Below are 18489 nucleotides of genomic sequence, written 5' to 3'. Positions count from 1 at the left end.
TTTTTTACTATATGCTTCCTTAATGAAATTTTAACATTCTATTTAAGGAGTAGAGTTATGGCATTAACAAATTATAAGTATAGAAAAGGGGATGGCATTTTTCATGCTATTTCAGAAGGATATATACGAGCTGAAAAATACTGGGGAATTCCTGGTGCTGCTGGTGGAGCTGGTCAGTACGCTATGCATAATAAAGGGAGAACAGCATTATTTCCGCTTGCAGTTGCAAGTGTTGTCTTTACAGCAATGCATATGAAAGCAGGCTTTGTTAGTGCAGCAGAAGCTTCTGGGTTTCTTGCTAAGACTGCCAGTTACTTTGTTGGAACAAATCAAGCAATAGCTGCTTCATTACCTGGATTTATCGGAACAGGTGTTGCTGGTCAGATAGTTGCGGGTGCCATAATGGCAATTGCTGCAGCTGCTGTTCTTTATGGAACATATCAAATTGCCTCAAAATTAAAAGATGTTGCGGTTGAAGCATTGAAAGGGGAAGAGAAAGATAAGGAAGCTAATAATCTTTAACAAAATAAAAAGGGATAGGTTTCTGTCCCTTTTTATAAACGTTTTCTATTTTTTGCATCGGTTAAGTGATGTCATCTAAGAATCTAGTTATTATAATTAACGGCACTTATTAGTATAAATGTTAAGAATAAGTAAATCCCGTTTACTGTTTACGCCTATAGAAGTGAAAAGTATTTGCATATTATTAAAAAAGCGGTAACTTATTATCAAGTGAATTCGCTAAATTTGAGTAATTTAAATGTCTATTGATCTTAGTCTGCCGGAGTTACCTATATTGCACCCAAGGATTACCGTTGTGGGAGTGGGTGGTGCTGGTGGAAATGCTGTGAATAACATGATCCAATCTAATTTGCAAGGAGTGAATTTTGTTGTCGCAAATACCGATGCTCAAGCACTAGAAAAGTCGTTATGTGATAAAAAAATTCAGCTTGGCATTAATTTAACTAAGGGGCTTGGTGCTGGTGCTTTGCCTGATGTTGGCAAAGGTGCAGCAGAAGAGTCAATTGATGAGATTATGGAGCATATAAAAGATAGTCATATGCTTTTCATCACAGCAGGAATGGGCGGTGGTACTGGAACCGGTGCAGCACCGGTAATTGCAAAAGCAGCCAGAGAAGCAAGAGCCGCAGTTAAGGATAGAGCGCCAAAAGAAAAAAAGATATTGACTGTTGGAGTTGTAACTAAACCGTTCGGTTTTGAAGGTGTGCGCCGTATGCGCATTGCAGAGCTTGGACTTGAAGAACTGCAAAAATACGTGGATACACTTATTGTCATTCCAAATCAGAATTTATTTAGAATTGCAAATGAAAAAACTACATTTTCTGATGCATTTAAACTTGCTGATAATGTTCTGCACATTGGCATCAGAGGAGTAACTGACTTGATGGTCATGCCAGGGCTTATCAATCTTGACTTCGCTGATATAGAAACAGTAATGAGCGAGATGGGCAAAGCGATGATCGGCACCGGAGAGGCAGAAGGAGAAGATAGAGCAATTAGTGCTGCAGAGGCTGCAATATCTAATCCATTGCTTGATAATGTATCAATGAAAGGTGCGCAAGGAATATTAATTAACATTACTGGTGGCGGAGATATGACTCTGTTTGAAGTTGATGCTGCAGCCAATAGAGTGCGTGAAGAAGTAGATGAAAATGCAAATATAATATTTGGTGCTACTTTTGATCAAGCGATGGAGGGAAGAGTTAGAGTTTCTGTTCTTGCAACTGGCATTGATGGTCGCAATAATAAATCAGAAACTTCACCTATAAGTCAGAGCGAAGACTCAGAGAAAGAGAAATTTAAGTGGCCATATAGTCAAAGTGAAAGTACACAAGACAAAACACTGGAAACAAAACCAGCTGAACAGGTAAGCGAAGGAGCTAAGTGGGGCAGCAATATCTATGATATACCAGCTTACTTAAGAAGAAAAAAATAATGCAATTTTGGCTACTTAAGTCAGAGCCAAGTGAATACTCATGGCAAAAAATGGAAAAGGAGCAGGTAGTTGAGTGGGATGGTGTGCGCAATTATCAAGCTCAAAATTACATGAAAATTATGAAAGCAAGCGATCTTGCGTTTTTTTATCATACAGGTAAAGAGAAAGCAATACTTGGAATCGTTGAAGTATTTAAAGAGTATTATCATGTTAATGATCCCAAGTTCGGATTAGTGAATGTAAAGTTTTTGAAACCTTTAAATAACCAAGTAACGTTAAATAATATAAAACAAAACCCACTTTTGAAAAATATGACTATATTAAAACAACCACGTTTATCAATTGCCCCAGTTTCGGAAATTGAATGGAATGAAATAATAAGGATGAGTGATGTGTAATACCTGTCATTTCAGTTCCTAAATGATGTCATCTCAGCACACAACGCACAGCTGTATGAATATTTGTCTCGAAGGCAGTGCATTAAACGTTATAGCCGATTTTGCATCAAACACAAAGGTGTCATTCCAGTGCTTGACACTGGAATCCAGCCTTAATGCAACCACATTAAAGCCGTTGTGTTTTAATATAAGACTAGCTACTTTTATATTCACTAACTTGATGTCTAATCAAAATTCCTGGATCCCAGTGCCTAGACACTGGGATGACATCCTTCTAGTGTACAATATTCGTACAGTTGTGTACATGACACAAGGGTCTATAACTCTTCTTTTTTGGATTCCAGTGTCAGCTATTTGCATGACACCCTTACTGATGTGTCACTCATGTTAGAAGTAAATATTCTTGACAAGAAATGGTGCAGCATTATAGAAAATCCTAAAAATTTTGTATTAGGTGTCATCAATGCTTCTCTAAAAGAATTAAAAATAGACCACTATAAACCAAATATATCAATAGCTCTGGCTGATGATGACTTGCTACATCAACTTAATTTAAAATTTAGAGAAATGGATAAGCCAACTAACGTACTATCATTTCCGTATGAACAATTGTCTAATGAGTGCGATTTAGGAGACATAGCAATTTCAATAGACACAATAAAAAGAGAATCGCATGAGTATTATATACCCATTCTTGCTCACATTGCACACATGTTAGTGCATGGATTACTGCATTTACTTGGTTATGATCACCAAAAAAAAGATGAAGAAATTATAATGAAAAATCTAGAAAGAGAGATTTTAGCTTCGCTTGGCTACAATATGTGTGCGATTTAAAAGGAATTTAATAAAAATATAGTAGATGATAATAAAATATGTTATCTACAAAGGGTTTTAGCTATAAACAATAAAAGGTAAGTGATATGGTTCAGTTTTCTTTGCCAAAGAATTCTAAAATTAATCAAAAGGGCAAAATTTATCCTATTCCTGCTAGAGCAAAAAACATCAGAAGATTTCAAATTTACCGTTGGTCTGCTGATGACGAGAAAAACCCTAGAATAGACACATTTTTTATTGATATGGATAGTTGTGGCCCTATGGTACTTGATGCATTAATAAAAATAAAGGATGAAATAGATTCGACTTTAACTTTCAGACGTTCTTGTAGAGAAGGCATATGTGGATCTTGTGCCATGAATATTGACGGAACCAATACTCTTGCATGTACTAGATCTATACATGATATAAAAGGTGACGTAAAAATATATCCATTACCTCACATGTATGTAATAAAGGACCTAGTCTCGGATTTGAGCCAATTTTATGAGCAATACAAATCAATTAAACCTTGGTTACAAGCAGATAAGCCTGCCCTACCAAATAAAGAATACTCTCAATCTTCTGAAGATAGAAAAAAATTAGATGGCTTGTCCGACTGTATATTATGTGCTTGCTGTTCGACTGGTTGCCCAAGCTACTGGTGGAATAGTGATAAATTTTTAGGACCAGCAATACTATTACAAGCTTACAGATGGATTGCTGACAGCCGTGATAATAAGACAGGTGAAAGACTTGATGTTTTAAACGACCCATTCAAGTTGTATCGTTGTCATACAATAATGAATTGCACAAAAACTTGTCCTAAAGGACTTAATCCAGCAAGAGCAATAGCGAAAGTAAAACAGCTCATGGTAGAGAGAGAAGGAGTTTAAGTATTATCTTTTGCATTCTTCGTAAGAGAACAGCAAACCTTCCGAAGCGTAGGGTATTGTTAATACCCTGAACGCTTTTCCGTTTGTGAAGTGCATCGTATCATCGTACGATTCAAATAATTTTTTGAACAACTCATGTCTTTGGTTACTAATAGTTTGAAAATCCTCTTTTTCTAAAAGCTTTTTAGATTCGAAGAGGTAAAGCATAACTTCGTGATAAGTTGGGTAAGATGCCAAAAATTTTGGGTCAAATTGAAAGGTTTTTATAAAAGCATTATTATAAAATTTTAGCTTTTGATTCTTACTATATATTACTATAGCAACCGGTAACCTCTCAAGCAAATTTTTCTGTGTAGCTAAATAACTGTTTAATTCAGTATATAATTTCTCTGCATCACTAACATCTTTCCCATACATTACTATGCTACCAGAACCTTGTATTGGAATTTTAACAAAATCGAAAACCTTAGGTTCGTTCTTATAAGTTATGACATGTCTTCCTGGTTTTGTGCTATGAGCGCTACCGGTAATAGCAAATTTCTTAGAACCATCTACATATTTATCATAAAACAAGTTATAAAATTCCACCTTTCTACTCTTGTTATATCTTAGTATTGGAAATGGTAAAGAGTTGAAAACGTTTTTATAGCTCTCCACTTCCTGTGTAAGCTTACTATTTTCTAACTCAAGTCCGTTAGCCTTTATCTTACAGTCTGAGACATTCCTTATCCATAACAGCACACCTATCACATTGTTAGAATCATCTATTATGCTTCTACCGTAACATATGCAATAAACCTCACTGTCTTTTGACTTTAAATCTAGAGTAAAAGATTTATTTATTTCCTTTGCCTCAACAAAATTTTTGATTAAGCTTTCTGATTGCTCAAAAAAATTCACAAACTCATTAAATGAGTAAAAAACAGTATTAAGCAAAATTAGTAAATTGGGAGAGAACTTTTCTATACGTTTTTTTGCATCCCAAATATAAAACCCATCATTCACAGTATCAATTAAATTATTTATGATAACATTTTGATGCTGTAAGTTCTTAATCTTATTACTAATTTTTAATTTAGAATAAGAGAGAAAGAATAATATTAGAATCAATATTAAAACCACTTCATACAAAAAAAACATAGCACTTTTAAAACAAATGTAAAAATTTGTAACCGCTCAGAATTATGCTGAAGAGGTATATAAGTAAAGATTGCCTAACATTTGAAAGCCCAATCTCTTATAAAGGTTCACAGAAGATTTCATACAATGTGCTACTATATATTTGCATTCAAGCTGTTTAGCTATCTTTATTCTTTCTAAAACCATTTGGGTACCTATTCCACGATTCCTGTAAATTGGTAAAACTCCATCACTATAAAAACCAGCTACGCTATCTTGAACATAAAGACCGCATGTCCCAATAATTTCATTATTTAGTGTTACAAGAAAAAATCTTAATCTTGAGTTCTTATCATCATAATTTGATAATCCGCGAAAAAATGTGCTGACAATTCCAACGCCATGATAAAAAATTTTAGAAGTGTGTAGATCTAACTGTTCTAAGAGGTTGCTACCATTCACAGCATTTAACCTCAAGTTTGGAATAACATCAGCAGGTAAAAAGTAATTTTTCATATTAAGTAAAGCTTTTTTTGGTGTGCTAACGTGTTTTATTTCACACTTTTCTAAAATATCTCTTATTTTCATATGTGAATTTATTACCCATGTTGCTTCTATATCTCTTGTTCTGAGATAATCTAGAGTTTTTTGTATAGAAAGCTCGGTACATTGATCTCCACAGAACACAAAATTAAATAATGACTCCCTGGTACCATTTATTGTAAATATGATGTTATCAAATTCATCGTGTACTTCCCACTCAGATAAATTCGCTGTGTACAGTATATAATCCTTTAGATTTTGAACAATTAAGCTTGAATAATAAATTTTTTTATCCTGCATACACCAACAATAAACAATAAAAGGCTCCTATAAGAACACAGGCTAAAATTGCAGCTATAACGTCATCTAGCATAATACCTAAAGGACCTTTGGTATTTTTATCGATTAAATTTATAGGCCACGTTTTTATTATATCAAAAAACCTAAAAGAAAAAAAGCACAACAACAATGAAGAACAATTCATCTCTTGGCTTAACAATATCGAAACTAAAAGTATCGTCAGCAATTGACCAACCACTTCGTCAATTACTACCTCTTTTGGATCACATGAAGTCTTGTAATGTTTTATATAATTACCTGTAGACCATAATCCAATTAAGAATAAAAAAGAAATAATTGCTGCACCTAAAATTTTGTTGCTCAGGATTACAGGAACAAGCGGAAAAGAAGCCAAACTACCCACAGTACCTGGCATTTTTTTTACTGTTCCAGACAGCCACCACGTTGATATTAATTTATATAAAAATTTCACAATATATCCAAATACAAAATTAACTTATAAGAACAGAAAGAGTATCCTCTATAGAGGCGCTTTCATACAATAATCTATAGACCGCTTCACATATAGGCATTTTTATCTTTAGCTTTCCTGCTAAATTAAATATGGACTCAGCAGTGCTAAAACCTTCAATCACTGACTTGCCTTCTGACAAAATCTGCTGAACATTAAAGCCATTGTCACTATTACCTATTTTAAACCCAAAAGATAAGTTTCTTGAATTCAAGGATGTGCATGTCATAATTAGGTCACCCAGACATGCTGGCCCAAGTAGTGTATTTATATCCACACTACCGTCACCAATTTTTGCTGAGTATAAAGCCTTAATTTCGCTCATACTTTTCGTAATCAATGCTGCATGAGCATTAAACCCAAGTTTACTACCTAGAACAATCCCACACGCTATAGCAAAAACGTTCTTTAACGCTGCACAAATCTGTACTCCTATAATGTCGTTACTAAACTCCAATTTAACATTTTCTTGTTGCAGCTCTGATACTAGCTTTGAACCTAATGTGTTATTTTGGCATGCAAGAACCATTGAATAGGGTAATTTTCTTGCAACTTCTACAGCAAAGCTAGGACCTGAAAAAATAGCAATAGGATTGTTAGGTAAAATTTCATTTACTATTTCACTAGGTAATTTTAATGTAGACTTTTCTATTCCCTTACAAGCTAAAATTATTGCTACATCTTTTTTCAGATTATAATTATGCAATTGCTGACATACCTTCCTCAGAGACTGAGTGGGAACAGCGAGGATTGTTACTGAAGCATTAATTGTGTCTTCAATAGCCAATTTTACTGACACATTATCAGAAATTCGACAACCGGGTAGCTTGTCACTTTCTCTTTTCCCGTTGATTGATTCAAATGTAGTTTCATTGTGAGTCCACAAAATCACATCTTTCTTACTACCTAATGAAATTGCGATTGCTGTACCCCATGCACCAGCACCTAAAATTGATATTGCCACACAATATTCCTGAAAATATTACTTATACTTTAAAATAGTAGGATAAGTAAATTAAAAATATAACACAGACATATAGAATAGTTAAATATTTATTAACCGAAGTATTCTTTTAATAATAGTAACTTTAATTCAATATTTACTAAAAATATTATTACTATCATGGTATGTCTATTATATTTTAGATCTATTTATATAACTTTGGAACAATATATTTACTATTAATTAATAAGTGTAATTTTGATCATTTGTTAATAAAAATTTGATTTATTACTTTCCTTAGTTATATATATTACTAAAATTATAAATTATTTATGGGGTGTAAAATATGCGTATATTATTAATTGAAGATGATCAAGTAAGTGCAAAGACTGTGGTTAACGCCTTAACTTCTGATGGACACTTCTGTAACGTTGTTACTTCTGCACAAGATTATAACAATAATATGGTTTCCTCAAACGGAGATTACTATGACCTAGTTATTTTAGATATACACTTACCTGGTGATATTGACGGATATGATATATTGTTAAGACTAAGAAGTGCAAAAATCAAAGTTCCTGTCTTAATACTTTCATGCATATCCGCTGTCAATCACAAAGCTAAAGGACTCGGGTATGGTGCCGATGATTACTTAACCAAGCCATTTCATAAAAGCGAGTTATTAGCTCGAATTAAGGCCATAGTGCGTCGTACTAAAGGCCATCCTGAATCGGTGATAAAGATTGGTAATATAAATATCAATTTTGATCACAGGGTTGTTGAGGTGAAAGGTAAAACGGTTCACCTTACTAATAAAGAGTATTCTATGATAGAATTGCTAGCACTGCGTAAAGGAACAGTACTAACAAAAGAAATGTTCTTAAATCATCTTTACAATGGCTTGGATGAACCTTCAGATAACAAGATAGTTGATGTTTTTATGTGCAAATTACGTAAGAAACTTGAAAGTGCAAATGATGGAAAAAGCCACATAGAAACCGTTTGGGGCAGAGGGTATGTTCTGAAAGAGTATATTGATGATGATGAATATTCTAATGTTAATGTAGGCGAAAGTAGTGATGGCTATCAAGCAGAACAAGTGAAGGACAACGCATGAAATGCCTACACATTTAAATATAGCATGGCTTATATCGCACGTATCATGTGAACGCCTAGGTGAAATATAAGCCGAGTTCTGTTTATGTAGCTATTTATCTGGAGTAAATGTTACCATTTACCGCATGCGATTTACCCGAGTAGATATGAGGAAAACATAAAATCTACTTCTATTTAATCTTGCTCCTAGTGTTGGTTACTCGACTACCAATGTTGCCATTGCCATGGTGTGCTCTTACCACACCTTTTCACCCTTACCTAAAAATATTTTAGGCGGTAATTTTCTGTAGCCCTATAACTGGAGTTACCTCCGGCGGGCATTACCCGTCACTATTTTTCCTTGGAGCCCGGACTTTCCTCTGCTATGTTTATCACACAACAGCAGCTACTTATTTCACCTAGGAATTATACTTTAACATGAAAATCACAAAAGCAAAAGACAATTTCCTAACAGTCTACATATTAAAAACATTTAGACAAATAGCTAAAGGTGATATTCCGGCACATCATCACTATCCCAAGATAAGCTTTTTTCACTTTTAGACTCCGCTTCAGTTAGTCAAGAGCCTGGTCCACCGCTTGAAGACGATGAGCTACTTCTTGATCGACTACTACTTTCTACTGATATACTATTTAGCACTGTTTCAGATTGATATATAGTTCGCATTCTGTTACCAGTGGTAAAAATTTCTTCATCGCTACTTGAAGATGATCGCCTTCTATAACCCAAATCAGTTAGTTCTAATACAGGAGCAGCATTACGACCCTTAACATATCTATATGCTATGAATCCTATAATTCCAACAATACCTATTGCTCCAACCAAAGATCCCCCTATCATTCCTGCCTTATTAGACCCTATAGCAAGTTGAGTAGGTTGTGGTGAAGAAGTAGACTGAGGAAGTAAAGTCGTGGTGAATATAGGAGTTGTTGACTCTTTTGTTCTAGTACTTGGTATACTAAATACTGTTTGTGTAGTTTTCTCTGAGCTTGTTGTTGGCGCAGTTGGTTCCACTGTTACTGTGCTTGTTTGAGTCGTTGACTCTGTTGAAGGTTTATTCGTTGTAGAAGTAGGTGCAACGGCTTCTGTTGTTGGCTTCACTGTTACTGTACTTGTTTGAGTCGTTGACTCTGTTGAAGGTTTACTCATCGTAGAAGTCGACGCACCAGTCGCTGCTGTAGGTTTTACAGTACTTGTCTCAGTCCCTGAAGTTACTATCGGCACACTAGTTGACGTTGTAGCAACCGTGGTCGCTTGTGAAGTAGTAGTTGTTTTTGCTACTGTCGTTGACTCCGTTGAAGGTTTACTTATTGTAGAAGTAGGTGCAACGGCTTCCGTTGTCAATTTAGTAGTCTTCACAGCGTCGGTTTCTGCTGTGCTAGTAATTGCAGCAGTCGGCGTTTTCTTAGAAGTCACAACCGTTTCTGCAACAGTTATAGGAGCCACGGTACTACTAGAAATAATATCTGGCGTTAATCGACCGTTAATGATATTAACAAAATCACTGAGAGTTTTGATGCTATTTGCCGGTATTATTGTTGCTTCAGAAGATTTTCCAGAGCCGTTTTGATTAAAAGTTACAATATTTTCTCCACTTACCGCAGTTACGATAAAACCACCCTGACCGTTGCCTTTAATATATAATTGCTCTATAGGATCTGTAAATTGATAGATAGGAAAATCTGACACTGATCCATTTTTAAGTAGAGTTGCTATATGTAACCTCTGCTCATTAGCTGATTGGTCATTTTCAAGAAAAGCAACTAGATCATTTCCTTCCGTTTGTTCAACATACTGCAAAAAGCTTATTTCATGTTCTCTAGAAAGAGATAGTGCTTTATTATCTATTTGACCTTTTCGATTACCAAGTAAAAAGCCATTAACTCCATCCTTCAGACCCTGAATCACTTTAGCCATATCAAATTTAAAAATACGTGTTTTTCTCACCTCTTGATTTTCCTTAATAATCCTTTTGCTCACTTGCGAATAAAGCATCGTGTTTCCATTTAATGCCAATTGCCCCTGATTATCAAAATTGAACAATTTTCTTTCTGTAACACCTTTTTCTCCAGTCAATACCTTAAATTTTCCGCTCTCGCTTGACTTTAAGTACCAAGAAACTAAAGTTTGATCCTTTAAGTTATGGGCGATTACAATTACGTCACCATTACCAACTTTCACTGCTCTTGGTTGAAAGTAACTATTGCCCACATTTGCAAGACTATTATTATCAATATTCTTTTGTAATTTTCTTTTATCTAAATGTTCAACTGAAGGAGTATTAACTGATTGTTTAATTCCGTAAGTGTTAAAAGATAAGCCTTTAACGCATTTTTCTCCTTCTTCGCTAATTCCTTCTTCAGGAAAGATAACTCCAACTTTATCTATTTCAGCTGAATCTTCTATTAATGTGAGAGATAATTGATCTTTGAATTCATTTGCTACGCTGATATTTGTACCACATTCGTATGTTTTTGATTGATATAATGGACTAATAAGTAATTTTACTTTACTGCTCCCATTACCATTATCTTGATAGCTGAGTCCGTAAGCAACTCCATTCCCCTCAATTAATTCTACGTTTGTTGGATTAAAACCTATCGCTTCTTTAATTTCCGGTGTATTTGAGTTGATCCCGAGCAATCTTCTTAATATAGACATAATTTTATTTAAAATATTAATAAAATGCTATTATGATTACTCCTGTGTGTTAATGTCAATGAAAATTTTAACTAAAATTAAAAAATTAATATAATATTTTATACTAAAAGGTAAATATAAGCTTGAAGAGGGCTAAGAAGCTTTATGCTATTTCTCAAAAAACCAACAATTGCAATCATTGGTTCTACAGGTATAATCTGTTAAAGTTTACACGAGTCTCATGAATGATAGAAAAAGAAGAGCAGTTTAGTTTTACATCAGAAAACCTCAAGAAAGCGGGAAAGTTTATAGAGATGTATCCCAAAGGTAGAGAAGGTAGTGCTGTTATGCCTTTACTATATCTGGTTCAAGAGCAATGCGGATGGGTTTCTGAATCTGCTATGCGTTATGTTGCTGATATGCTGCATATTCCACATATTCGTGTATATGAAGTGGCAAATTTTTACACCATGTATAATTTAAAACCAGTAGGCAAATATCTAATACAAATTTGTAGAACAACTCCTTGCTGGTTGTGCAATAGTGAAGAAGTTTTAAATACCTTTAAAAAAAAACTTGGAATCAATATCGGTGAGACTACTAAAGATAATTTGTTCACTTTAAAAGAAGTTGAATGCCTAGGTGCATGCGTTAATGCTCCCGTTGTGCAGATCAATAATGACTTCTATGAAAATCTTACTCCTGAGAAAGTAGAAAACATCATAACAGAACTTTCAGGCAAATAGATGAAAGAAGAATTTTCATTCAAGAGAATCAAGCAATCAGGTTCTGCAAGAGTTGGAACAATTAAAACTCCAAATGGAAGCGTAGAAACCCCCGCTTTTATATTCTGCGCAACAAAAGCTGCAATTAAAGCTGCAGATATTGAAAGAATAAGTGAAGCTGGTACCCAAATCATACTTTCCAACACCTATCACCTAATGCTTCAACCAGGAGAGAATACTGTTGCAAAACTTGGTGGTTTGCGCAAGATGATAGGATGGAATGGGCCAATGCTAACTGACTCAGGTGGATATCAGATATTTAGCTTAGGCCACGGATCAGTTTCGGAAGAGATAAAAGGAATAAGAAAAAAACAAAAAACTTTGATCAAAATTAATGAGGATGGGGCAATTTTTCGTTCTTACATTAATGGTAAAATTTATTGCTTAACTCCTGAAAAATCTGTACAAATTCAACAGAAATTAGGTGCAGATTTAATCCTAGTTTTAGATGAATGCACTCCATTTCACGTAAGCAAAGAATACACAGCAAAATCAATGCTCATGAGCCACAGATGGGCTGAACGTTCTTTAAATGAATTTGAAAAAAACAATAATGGCAAGCAGGCACTGTATGGAATTAGTCAAGGCGGAGTGTATCAAGATTTACGTAGAGAAAGTTGTGATTTTATCAACGATTTGCCATTTTTTGGTCAAGCAATAGGTGGATCACTTGGTCAAAGTAAAGAGCAGATGCATGATGTAGTTTCTTTCACTATGGACCACCTGAAAAAAGACAGGCCTACTCATTTGCTTGGTATTGGTGGAATTGTGGACATCTTTCGCGGAGTAGAGCTTGGAATTGACACGTTTGATTGCGTGCATCCAACCCGCTTAGCAAGGCATGGTGGCGCACTTGTTAAAGTAAAAAACAGAAATTCTATTTCTTCAAAGTGCAAAGAGCATATTAATTTGCGGAATCAACGATTTGAGCTGGACAACAACCCAATTGAAAGTGACTGTTTATGCTTTACCTGCAGAAAACATTCAAGAGCTTATATACACCATTTACTGAAAGCTAAAGAGCTCCTGGCTTACACGCTCGTTACCATTCATAATATTTTCTTTATGAATAAGTTAATGGCATCAATAAGGCAGGCTATATTAGATGATAGGCTAGATCGGGAGAAAAATAATTGGATTAGTGAGATACCACTACCATACGCGTCAAGTTAAGAGATTGTGAGCAAATTTAGAGAGGTTAAAGTGGATACTCTAGCCCTTCTACGTTTGTCTTTTAATGAAAATCGCGACCAAGTTATAGTGAGTTTTTTAAGAAATGCTTTTAAACTATTAATTTTGGTTAATACTAAAAATAACTCTCTAACCCGCCTTTTTAGCTCAATAAATGCCTTTGTTAAGCTAAGTTCTGTATTCTTTTTCACTTCTGTGCAACCAACTATGCCGTGAAATATAAGAATTGCGCACAATTTAGCATATAGTTCACATAATACTCTGCATGGCTTTCCTTTTAGCTTATCAAGCCTGATATGGCTTTTATACAATTTAAATAATAACTCAATTTGCCACCTTACTCTGTAAATCGTTAATACTTGCTCAGCACTAATTTTATTTTCTGGAACATTAGTTATAAATATTGACCAGTTCAACAATTTTTGATTTCTTTTAGAGGATCTGCGATCTTGCTAATCTATTAGCTTTCCTTCTTCTGCCCATAGACTGTTCTTCAGTTAGTTTCTGACATATAATTCTTACTCTAATTTTTGCTTCTTTTCCTAACAATACCTCGTTTTCTAAAAATAACTTATCCTCTCAACATTCTAATAACTCCATTTTTTGATTTGTTTCTACATCATATATGTTGGTATCGACGACTTATGAAATAAGCTCCTATTTCATTGATTTGTTTAAAAGAACTTGGCACAAAATAACCGAGATCAGATATTAGCAAATCATTGCTTAATATATTACTTAAATGTTTCCTATATCCCTGGTCTGATCTTACCCCCTCCGTTAAATTAAGTTGGTCTATTATCTGATTCATGTAGTCGAAAACTAATTGTAACTTTATTCCAGACTTAGTATTGCTTTCATAGCCACTGTAGCTAGTACCATAACCTTTATACATCTCTTCCATACTGTTAGGTAGAGTAATATAGCTACTGTCCAATAATTTAACACTATTAAATTGCTGTAAGATTTTGCAATCAACTTGCAAGATATTTTTAAAGAGAATCACAGATTCATTATACATCCTTTTCATAAATTCCACTGCTTCTTCAGTAAATCTAAAATCCAAACCTTGTTTTGTTATATCTATCGAGTCCTCGTTTAGTAATTGACACATTGTTTCTACGCTACAATTATCAACTCCTATATTACCCAAGACCATGGCTTTTACGAATGATGAACCTTTTAGCTTTCTCTTTCTTTTTATAAACCTTGTTGTAATTGAGATTTTCTCTGCTTTTTCATTAAAAAATTCTTTGAGCTTTTTTGATAAGCAAGTTATTTTATTCATTGGTTCTCTCACTAAAAGTATATCTGGGAGAACTTATACCTTATTATTCTATCTCTTTCATACCTTTATTTCCTTAACTTGACGCGTATGATATAGCTAAAGTGGCTTAGGTTTACCTACAATTTGAAAAACAACAAATGCGTCATTCCGCTACTCGTTAGCGGAATCTATGCTGAGATACCGCGGCGGTATGACGTAGAAAAACCTTTCTTGGGTTGTATCCGTTCAGCTAAGCGGTGTGAGAGATGATAGATAAGAGGTTTTGGAAAGCCCATTTGTTTCCATGTCAAGTATAATGAAATTATCCGTTCAAGTTCCCCGCTTCGATTGGGTAAAATATGAATTTTTGCGATAAACGACATAATGCCGTATTTGCCGTTCAGCATGGTTATTTGTCAGCGGAATATTTTCTGGGTCATCTAAAAATTTCCACATCATTCTTTCAGATTTCAAAATATTTTTTGCAACTCGAGAAGCTCCAATTGCTTCAGGTAAACGGCTTCAAGTAATACCTTGTACGTTTTCGCAATTTTCTGGCACGTCTGGTAAATCTAAAAACATCTATCTCATTTTTTAGCAAGGCCTTTTTTAGTGCAAATAATTCAGTGGCTACGTTTCTTAAGTAACAGCCCAGAACTTTAACTTCAACTATGTGCTAATCTTTCAAAATCTCTTGATAAATGTGCCCAACAGATTTGCCTGTTCTTATCGGCAAAGTAGTTGTATGCTGCGTACCTGTCGTAAGCTATTGCGATTGCAGAACTTACTATTTTGTAAAACCTTCATTCCTCTTGACTCTGTCAATTTTATAAAACTTGCTGTATTACTGGCAAACATCCAGCACCAACCAAGTTTACCTTTGTTATAATGGCTCGTTTCATCGATATGCAGAACTTCACTTTTACTTACTTCTTGCTCGATTTGCTCATATGCTTCTTGGCATTTTTCTGCAACTCTAGCCTCGCTATTTGACACGCTACCAACACTGATGTCCAGGTTGAAAATATTTTTTATAATATTTGCTACTTCTCTTTTCGAGTTCTTGTAAAATCCGCTCAGCGCCGCAATTGTTGACTTAACTTTTGGACCAAATGTATCCGCAGTAACACCTTCTGGTAGCCTGCTACTTTTTCTTTTTCCACACTTGCAACAGCGGCCATTGGTATTCCACAACATAAGCTGGCAAATCAACTTTTTGATGAATGTATGGCTCTTTCGATATCGCAATTTCTCCTCCGCACTCGCAAGAACTCTATTTTCACCACTTCATCTGCTTCCATTTTAGGGCGATACTTTCCTTCATGCCCAATCTGTGCCCCTATTTTCCTGTCACTTTTTTTCTTTTTCTTCTTTAGCTTGTATAACTCTTTTGAGCTCGGTATCGATGAATTTTGTGAATTCAGACCTAGTCTTTCTTTCAATTCAGCATTTTCGATTCTTAGCGCCTTATTCTCAGATCTAAAATTTTCGTTTTCTATCTCTAACCTCTTTATCTCTGCTTTTAGTTACTCTATCTCTATTTTAAAGCTTTCACAGAGCTTGAGAAGACTAGCTAGTAGATCAGACATATTTACCACACATACTACTTGTGATATTATGTTTTTAGCACTCCTTGTCTACTTTTTATTTTACCGCTCCGCTGAACGGATACCTTTTTTTTACTGTTTGAGTATGTAAGGATTATGACGACCTATCCCAAACCTCAACTATATCCTCACTAAACTCTATTATCTTTGTTTTTTTAAACTGATAACAGTTGTTAATGAATTGAATCCCTAAATCTCCTACAAAAGGAGTGGCATCATTGCCTAAAATTTTACCACTGCGGCATATTATCAACCTGTCGATTAAATTACACTTTAATAGTTCTGTGATTAACACTCCTCCACCTTCAACTAATAATCTTGTTATACCAATTTCTGAAACAAGTTTTAATGCCATGTCCTTTAGGCAAACCTTACCTGCGTTGCTTGAATTAACTACTAAGTAGTTAATGTTTTTTATTTTTTTCTCTACTTCTTTATTTGTGATGACCCAAGTTATTACTTTGTCTGCAGTCTTTGCAATGTTATGCTCTTCCTTTAATCTCCCTTGACTATCTATAATTAGCCTTATTGGCGATCTACTTCCGAGTCCTGGTAATCTGCAAGTTAAGAGTGGATCATCATTAATAAGAGTATTGCTGCCAATCATAATTGCATCATATTTCGTTCTGAGCTCATGCACCCAGTTTCTCGTATTTTCACTTGTTATCCATTTGCTATCGCCTGTAAATGTTGCGATTTTTCCGTCAAGAGTTGTTGCGACTTTGCAAGCTATAAATGGTCTATGTAATTCTTTAGTGGTGAAAAAACCGACATTCAGTTCTTTTGCCTCTTTTTGCATAATACCTTGCTCAACTTCAATTCCTGCTTCTTTCAGAGCTTTCATGCCTCTGCCTGAAACTCTACTATCTGGGTCAATAGTTGCAATTACTACTCTTTTTATGCTAGCTTTTATGATTTTTGCAGTGCAAGGCCCCGTGACTCCGTGATGACAACATGGCTCAAGAGTGATATATATAGTTGCGCCATGAGTTGAATCTTTAGCGTTTTGCAAAGCGACTACCTCCGCATGCGGACGCCCACCAATCCCTGTGTATCCCTCACTAACAATTGTACCATCCTTTACAATAACACACCCGACAGCAGGATTTGGTGCAACATTTCCAAGATTTTTTTCTGCAAGCCTTAATGCAATTGACATGAAATGATCATCAGTCATTAGAAAGAAGTCATTTCGTATGAGGTATCAAAAATTCTTCTGTGCTCGTGTATAGCAAATCTATCTGTCATACCTGAGATATAGTCACATATTATTACTGAACGCTGAGATTCACAAGCGAGTTTGCTCCACTCTGTGGGAAGTAATCCTGGGTTTTCATAAAAACATTGAAAGAGTTCCTGTATTATGCGTTTTGCTTTGTTCATCGTTCTACTCAGTTTATAGCTTCTGTATATTTTCTCCATGTTGAATCTTTTCATTTCTTTTGTAGCATTCGCAACTTCTGGTGAAAATGTGACTAGCATTTTATTTAGACTTCTTACGTCTTCTACGCTTTTTATTTTGTGATCTTCAATATTTCTTTCAGTCTGAGAAACAACATCACTTATCATAGTTCCTATAGTTCCACTCAGTGATTCATGTATGAGTTTGCTCTGAGGCAATTCTGAATATCTGCTCCTTATGTCTTTAAACATTTTTTCAATTAAAGGAACATTCAGCAAATCTTCGATGGTTACTAAATTCGCCCTGAGTGCATCATCAAGATCGTGAACACTGTAAGCAATATCATCGGCAATTGAAGCAACTTGCGCTTCAATGCTTGAAAATTCTTCAAGTTTTAGATCATATTTTTTGTTGTATTCTAATAACAGCTGATTACTTGTAGAAGACTCCGCGTTTTGACCAAGCAAGGGACCGTTATGTTTTGCAACTCCTTCAATCACCTCCCAACTTAGATTCATACCATCAAAATCAGCATGTTTTTGTTCAAGATAAGTTAAAATCCTTATAGCTTGAACATTATGATCAAACTCATACTTCTCGTTATCAAGATTCAAATCTTGAATTGATTTCTTTAGAGCATCTTCACCTGCATGACCAAATGGAGGATGACCAAGGTCATGTGCAAGCGCTATGCATTCAGTGATATCCTCATTTAAGCCAAGTCTACGCGCAATGGACCTTGCAATTTGTGCAACTTCAAGGCTATGAGTAAGCCGAGTGCGATAGTAGTCGTGCTCATAATTGATAAAAACTTGTGTTTTGTACTCCAATTTTCTAAACGCATTAGAGTGAATGATACGGTCCCTATCACGCTGAAAGCAGCTGCGATTCTCATCTTCTGGCTCTTTGAAGTATCTCCCTTTTGTTTTGCTTGGAAAACATGCATAATTTAATAGAAAATTATTGTTTGACATGTAAAATTTCTACTATAATAAGT

General features: G+C 35.0%; 15 protein-coding genes, 1 other RNA gene and 2 pseudogenes. 8 read left to right on the top strand and 10 right to left on the bottom strand.

The features are described from left to right. Positions 1-57 precede the first annotated feature (57 nt). The 5 genes from AAGD87_RS02685 to AAGD87_RS02665 all read left to right on the top strand — a co-directional run bounded on the left by AAGD87_RS02685 (position 58) and on the right by AAGD87_RS02665 (position 4067). Positions 58-522, top strand: coding sequence for a hypothetical protein (locus tag AAGD87_RS02685; protein ID WP_341817722.1), 465 nt, complete (start codon positions 58-60; stop codon positions 520-522). 238 nt (positions 523-760) lie between these two features. After that, a complete protein-coding gene (ftsZ, locus tag AAGD87_RS02680) occupies positions 761-1957 on the top strand; it encodes a cell division protein FtsZ (protein WP_010962790.1) in 1197 nt (398 codons plus the stop codon). Next, entirely contained in the window at positions 1957-2355 is a 399-nt protein-coding gene (locus AAGD87_RS02675; protein ID WP_007549395.1) for an EVE domain-containing protein, read from the top strand. Before ftsZ ends, AAGD87_RS02675 begins: the two co-directional genes overlap by 1 nt. A gap of 384 nt (positions 2356-2739) precedes the next feature. Further along, complete coding sequence (gene ybeY, locus AAGD87_RS02670; protein ID WP_010082473.1) at positions 2740-3192, top strand: rRNA maturation RNase YbeY; 453 nt, start codon at positions 2740-2742, stop codon at positions 3190-3192. An 86-nt stretch (positions 3193-3278) separates the two neighbouring features. Continuing rightward, positions 3279-4067, top strand: a complete 789-nt coding sequence (locus AAGD87_RS02665; RefSeq protein WP_010082472.1) for a succinate dehydrogenase iron-sulfur subunit — start codon at positions 3279-3281, stop codon at positions 4065-4067. A gap of 3 nt (positions 4068-4070) precedes the next feature. Here AAGD87_RS02665 and AAGD87_RS02660 read toward each other — a convergent pair whose 3' ends face one another. Genes AAGD87_RS02660 through AAGD87_RS02645 form a run of 4 tightly spaced genes read right to left on the bottom strand, consistent with a single transcriptional unit; the run spans position 4071 to position 7504 of the window. Then, entirely contained in the window at positions 4071-5207 is a 1137-nt protein-coding gene (locus tag AAGD87_RS02660; RefSeq protein ID WP_010962793.1) for a hypothetical protein, read from the bottom strand. Between the two features lie 42 nt (positions 5208-5249). Continuing rightward, on the bottom strand, positions 5250-6029 hold the full coding sequence (locus AAGD87_RS02655) for a GNAT family N-acetyltransferase (protein ID WP_006280097.1): 780 nt from the start codon (positions 6027-6029) through the stop codon (positions 5250-5252). Next, positions 6019-6501, bottom strand: a complete 483-nt coding sequence (locus tag AAGD87_RS02650; protein WP_006279290.1) for a phosphatidylglycerophosphatase A — start codon at positions 6499-6501, stop codon at positions 6019-6021. Before AAGD87_RS02650 ends, AAGD87_RS02655 begins: the two co-directional genes overlap by 11 nt. 19 nt (positions 6502-6520) lie before the next feature. Beyond that, the gene (locus AAGD87_RS02645; RefSeq protein WP_264339466.1) at positions 6521-7504 is read right to left on the bottom strand and encodes an NAD(P)H-dependent glycerol-3-phosphate dehydrogenase; all 984 of its coding nucleotides are present in this window, start codon (positions 7502-7504) and stop codon (positions 6521-6523) included. 325 nt (positions 7505-7829) lie between these two features. Between AAGD87_RS02645 and AAGD87_RS02640 the strand changes: the two genes are divergently transcribed. Further along, positions 7830-8600, top strand: a complete 771-nt coding sequence (locus tag AAGD87_RS02640) for a response regulator transcription factor (RefSeq protein WP_341817721.1) — start codon at positions 7830-7832, stop codon at positions 8598-8600. Positions 8601-8651: 51 nt separating this feature from the next. Here the strand turns inward: AAGD87_RS02640 and rnpB are convergent. Together rnpB and AAGD87_RS02630 are read right to left on the bottom strand one after the other, a co-directional pair. Next, positions 8652-9001: RNase P RNA component class A (gene rnpB / locus AAGD87_RS02635), an RNA gene on the bottom strand. 157 nt (positions 9002-9158) lie between these two features. Then, complete coding sequence (locus tag AAGD87_RS02630; RefSeq protein WP_341817720.1) at positions 9159-11261, bottom strand: hypothetical protein; 2103 nt, start codon at positions 11259-11261, stop codon at positions 9159-9161. Positions 11262-11485: 224 nt separating this feature from the next. On the opposite strand from AAGD87_RS02630, the gene nuoE reads away from it, so the two are divergent. After that, a complete protein-coding gene (gene nuoE / locus AAGD87_RS02625) occupies positions 11486-11986 on the top strand; it encodes an NADH-quinone oxidoreductase subunit NuoE (RefSeq protein WP_010962799.1) in 501 nt (166 codons plus the stop codon). Further along, the gene (gene tgt, locus AAGD87_RS02620; RefSeq protein ID WP_264339463.1) at positions 11987-13198 is read left to right on the top strand and encodes a tRNA guanosine(34) transglycosylase Tgt; all 1212 of its coding nucleotides are present in this window, start codon (positions 11987-11989) and stop codon (positions 13196-13198) included. It abuts the gene before it with no gap. On the opposite strand, the pseudogene AAGD87_RS02615 reads toward tgt, so the two are convergent. The 4 genes and pseudogenes from AAGD87_RS02615 to AAGD87_RS02600 form a co-directional block, all read right to left on the bottom strand. After that, positions 13195-14504 (bottom strand): annotated as a pseudogene (locus AAGD87_RS02615) (IS4 family transposase). The gene tgt and the pseudogene AAGD87_RS02615 overlap by 4 nt on opposite strands. 229 nt (positions 14505-14733) lie before the next feature. After that, positions 14734-16072: pseudogene (gene tnpC / locus AAGD87_RS02610) on the bottom strand (IS66 family transposase). 112 nt (positions 16073-16184) lie between these two features. Continuing rightward, positions 16185-17267: a bifunctional diaminohydroxyphosphoribosylaminopyrimidine deaminase/5-amino-6-(5-phosphoribosylamino)uracil reductase RibD gene (gene ribD, locus AAGD87_RS02605; RefSeq protein WP_007550419.1), complete on the bottom strand. Its 1083-nt coding sequence runs from the start codon at positions 17265-17267 to the stop codon at positions 16185-16187. After that, complete coding sequence (locus AAGD87_RS02600) at positions 17267-18466, bottom strand: deoxyguanosinetriphosphate triphosphohydrolase (protein WP_174515840.1); 1200 nt, start codon at positions 18464-18466, stop codon at positions 17267-17269. Before AAGD87_RS02600 ends, ribD begins: the two co-directional genes overlap by 1 nt. Between the last annotated feature and the right edge of the window lie 23 nt (positions 18467-18489).

Origin of the sequence: Wolbachia endosymbiont (group A) of Pherbina coryleti, assembly GCF_964026875.1 — a bacterium.
GTDB lineage: Bacteria > Pseudomonadota > Alphaproteobacteria > Rickettsiales > Anaplasmataceae > Wolbachia > Wolbachia pipientis.
This window is presented reverse-complemented; position numbering and strand designations above follow the sequence as displayed.

Excerpts from the sequence above, each read along its gene's own strand:
- ybeY (WP_010082473.1), top strand. The coding sequence starts at position 2,740 with ATGTTAGAAGTAAATATTCTTGACAAGAAATGGTGCAGCATTATAGAA.
- AAGD87_RS02675 (WP_007549395.1), top strand. The coding sequence starts at position 1,957 with ATGCAATTTTGGCTACTTAAGTCAGAGCCAAGTGAATACTCATGGCAA.
- AAGD87_RS02685 (WP_341817722.1), top strand. The coding sequence starts at position 58 with ATGGCATTAACAAATTATAAGTATAGAAAAGGGGATGGCATTTTTCAT.
- ftsZ (WP_010962790.1), top strand. The coding sequence starts at position 761 with ATGTCTATTGATCTTAGTCTGCCGGAGTTACCTATATTGCACCCAAGG.
- AAGD87_RS02630 (WP_341817720.1), bottom strand. The coding sequence starts at position 11,261 with ATGTCTATATTAAGAAGATTGCTCGGGATCAACTCAAATACACCGGAA.
- AAGD87_RS02640 (WP_341817721.1), top strand. The coding sequence starts at position 7,830 with ATGCGTATATTATTAATTGAAGATGATCAAGTAAGTGCAAAGACTGTG.
- AAGD87_RS02660 (WP_010962793.1), bottom strand. The coding sequence starts at position 5,207 with ATGTTTTTTTTGTATGAAGTGGTTTTAATATTGATTCTAATATTATTC.
- AAGD87_RS02665 (WP_010082472.1), top strand. The coding sequence starts at position 3,279 with ATGGTTCAGTTTTCTTTGCCAAAGAATTCTAAAATTAATCAAAAGGGC.
- AAGD87_RS02655 (WP_006280097.1), bottom strand. The coding sequence starts at position 6,029 with ATGCAGGATAAAAAAATTTATTATTCAAGCTTAATTGTTCAAAATCTA.
- ribD (WP_007550419.1), bottom strand. The coding sequence starts at position 17,267 with ATGACTGATGATCATTTCATGTCAATTGCATTAAGGCTTGCAGAAAAA.
- tgt (WP_264339463.1), top strand. The coding sequence starts at position 11,987 with ATGAAAGAAGAATTTTCATTCAAGAGAATCAAGCAATCAGGTTCTGCA.
- nuoE (WP_010962799.1), top strand. The coding sequence starts at position 11,486 with ATGATAGAAAAAGAAGAGCAGTTTAGTTTTACATCAGAAAACCTCAAG.
- AAGD87_RS02600 (WP_174515840.1), bottom strand. The coding sequence starts at position 18,466 with ATGTCAAACAATAATTTTCTATTAAATTATGCATGTTTTCCAAGCAAA.